The sequence below is a fragment of the Actinomycetota bacterium genome, assembly GCA_036280995.1.
Taxonomy (GTDB): domain Bacteria; phylum Actinomycetota; class CALGFH01; order CALGFH01; family CALGFH01; genus CALGFH01.
In genome coordinates this window covers 1-3,128 of sequence record DASUPQ010000390.1, presented here as the reverse complement: position 1 = coordinate 3,128, position 3,128 = coordinate 1, and the positions used below count along the sequence as shown (strand labels likewise).

Annotated in this window: 2 protein-coding genes and 1 pseudogene; 1 reads left to right on the top strand and 2 read right to left on the bottom strand. The window is 73.4% G+C overall.

What is annotated here, in order from left to right:
- Both lpdA and VF468_13040 read right to left on the bottom strand, forming a co-directional pair.
- A partial coding sequence (gene lpdA / locus VF468_13045) for a dihydrolipoyl dehydrogenase (GenBank protein HEX5879221.1) occupies positions 1–1,848 on the bottom strand: 1,848 nt, incomplete at its 3' end.
- A gap of 13 nt (positions 1,849–1,861) precedes the next feature.
- Positions 1,862–2,782: pseudogene (locus tag VF468_13040) on the bottom strand (2-oxo acid dehydrogenase subunit E2).
- Here VF468_13040 and VF468_13035 point away from each other — a divergent pair.
- On the top strand, positions 2,756–3,128 hold a 373-nt coding region (locus VF468_13035), incomplete at its 3' end, for a hypothetical protein (protein HEX5879220.1). The pseudogene VF468_13040 and the gene VF468_13035 overlap by 27 nt on opposite strands.

Here is a 3,128-nt window from a genome sequence, read left to right as displayed (position 1 = left end):
GGTCATGCCCTCGTCGCGGCCCAGGGACAGGGAACGGCCGCTGGCCGCCCACGGGAAGGTGCCCTTGCCGTACTTGACGCCGGCGGCCTTGGCCTCGGTCTCGGTGACGCCGACCCAGGCGACCTCGGGGTCGGTGTAGGCCACCGAGGGGATGCCGCGGACGTCGAAGTAGCTGGGCTTGCCGGCCGCGACCTCGGCCGCGACGTGGCCCTCGTGCACCGCCTTGTGGGCCAGCATGGGCTGGCCGACGACGTCGCCGATGGCGAAGATGTGGGCCACGTTGGTGCGCAGCTGCTTGTCCACGCCGATGAAGCCGCGCTCGTCAACGGCCACGCCGGCCTTCTCGGCCCCGACCGCGCGGCCGTTGGGGCGCCGGCCGACCGAGACCAGGACCTGGTCGAAGGTGGCGGTCTCGGGCGCCTTGGCCCCCTCGAAGTGGACGACCAGCCCGTCGGCGGTGGCGTCGACCTGGGTGAGCTTGGTGGTCAGGTAGATGGCCTCGTACCGCTTGGAGATCCGCTTGAACAGCGGGTTGACCAGATCCTTGTCGGCGCCCGGGATGAGCTGGTCGAGCAGCTCGACGATGGTGATCCGCGACCCCAGCTCGGAGTAGACGGTGGCCATCTCCAGGCCGATGATCCCGCCGCCGACGACCAGCAGCCGCTCGGGGACGCTGGCCAGCTCCAGGGCCCCGGTGGAGTCGATCACCCGTGGGTCGTCGTGGGGGATGAACGGCAGGGTCACCGGCTCCGAGCCGGCTGCGATGATCGCCTGCTCGAACCCCACCATCGTCGTGGAGCCGTCGTCGGCACGGACCTCCAGATGGTTTGGGGAGGCGAAGGTGCCGAAGCCGGTGACCACCTTGACCTTGCGCTGCTTGGCCAGGCCGGCCAGGCCGTTCGTGAGCCGCTTGACGACCGACTCCTTCCAGCCCCGGAGCTTGTCCAGGTCGACGGCCGGCTCGCCGAAGGACAGGCCGTGCTCGGCCATCTCCTTGGTCTCGGCGATCACCCGGGCCGCGTGCAGCAGGGCCTTGGAGGGGATGCAGCCGATGTTGAGACAGACCCCGCCGAGGATCGGGGAGCGGTCCACCAGCACGACCGACTTGCCGAGGTCGGCGGCCCGGAAGGCGGCGCTGTAGCCGCCGGGCCCGGCCCCCAGCACCAGCACCTCGGCCTGGACGTCGGCCTCGATGCCGGCCGCCGAGGCGGAGGCGACCGGGGCCGTCTGGACCTGGGCCGGGGCGGTGTGGGCGGCGACCGGGTCCGCGTGGGCCGGGGCCGCCTCCTGGCCGGTCTGGAGCTCGACGATCACGTCGCCCTCGGACACCGTGTCGCCGACGGCGACCCGGACCTCGGCCACGGTCCCGGCGGCCGGGGCGGGGACGTCCATGGTCGCCTTGTCGGACTCCAGGGTGAGCAGCGGGTCCTCGGCCGAGATCCTGTCGCCGGGGGTGACGTGGATCTCGATCACGGGCACGTCCTCGAAGTCGCCGAGGTCGGGCACCCGGACCTCGAGGCGCTCGTAGACCCCGGCCGGTGACCCGTAGCCGGCCGGCTCGGGCGCCTCCGGATGGGCGCTCTCGTGCACCCGCTCCTTCGCCGGGGCCGCCGGCTGCTCCCCTCCTTCGAGCGTGGCCACCACGTCGCCCTCCGAGACCTGGTCGCCGACCGCGATGCGGACCTCGGCGATGGTGCCGGCCACCGGCGACGGCACGTCCATGGTCGCCTTGTCCGACTCCAGCGTGACCAGCGGGTCCTCCGCCGCCACGACGCTGCCCGGGCTGACGTGCACCTCGATCACGGGCACGTCGGCGAAGTCGCCGATGTCCGGGATACGGATCTCCATGGGTCCTCCCCGACTAGAGCAGCAGGCGGCGGACGTCCTCGAGCACGGTGGCCAGGGTCCGGGTGAACCGGGCGGCCAGGGCGCCGTCGATCACCCGGTGGTCGTAGGAGAGCGACAGCGGCAGCATCATGCGGGGAACGAACTCCGAGCCGTTCCAGACCGGCGACATCCTGGAGCGGACGACGCCGAGGATGGCCACCTCGGGGGCGTTCACGATCGGGGTGAAGCTGGTCCCGCCGATGCCGCCGAGGCTGGAGATGGTGAAGCTGCCCCCGGACATGTCGTTGGGCGACAGCTTGCCGTCGCGGGCCCGCTTGGAGACCTCGCCCAGCTCCTTGCTCAGGGCGGTGACGCCCTTGCGGTCGACATCGTGGATGACCGGCACGACCAGGCCGCCGGGCGTGTCGACGGCAATCCCGATGTGGTAGTAGCTCTTGAGGATCAGCGCGTCCTTCTCGGGCGACAGCGAGCTGTTGACCTCGGGGAACTGGCGCAGGGCGGACACCGCGGCCTTCATCAGGAAGGCGAGCAGCGTGACCCGGTAGCCCTCGGCCTTGGCGGCGGTGTCGAGCTCGCGCCGGTAGGCGTCGAGCTCGGTGATGTCGGCCTCGTCGTTGTGGGTGACGTGGGGGACGTTCAGCCACGACCGGTGCAGGAACGGCCCGGACAGCTTCTTGATCCGGGGCAGCGGGACCGTCTCGACGGGACCGAACTTGGAGAAGTCCTGGGCCGGGATCTCGGGGATGCCGGCGCCCGCCGGGGCCGCGGCGGCGGCCGGGGCGGCCGCGGGACCGCGCACGGCGGCGAGCAGGTCCTCCTTGAGGATCCGGCCCTTCTCGCCGCTGCCCTTGATGGTGTTCAGGTCCACGCCGAGCTCCCGGGCCAGCCGGCGCACGCTGGGGCCGGCGTGGGCGCCCGTGAAGTCGGCGACGGCGCCGGCGGGGGCGGCGGGGGCGGGAGCGTGCTCCTGCTCTCCGGCGCCGGGGCGGACGCCGGGCTGGCCGGGATCACGGTCAACGCCCAAGGGGGCGCCGGCGGCCCGAACACGGACGCCGTGCCCCGCGGCCCCGGCGGGGGCGGCGGGGGCGGGGTGCTGCTCGGCAGCACCCTCCCAGCTGACCCGCCGGCGGCGGTCGCCGGGGGCCAGGCCGGCGTCGCCCGGGACGGGAGCGCTTACGGGGCCGCCGCCGGTGCTCCCGGGGTCGCCCGGGCCGTGAGCCTGGACGAGGCGAGCGCCACCATCAGCGGGGCGAGCCGCGCCTGCCAGCCCCGGCTGGTGG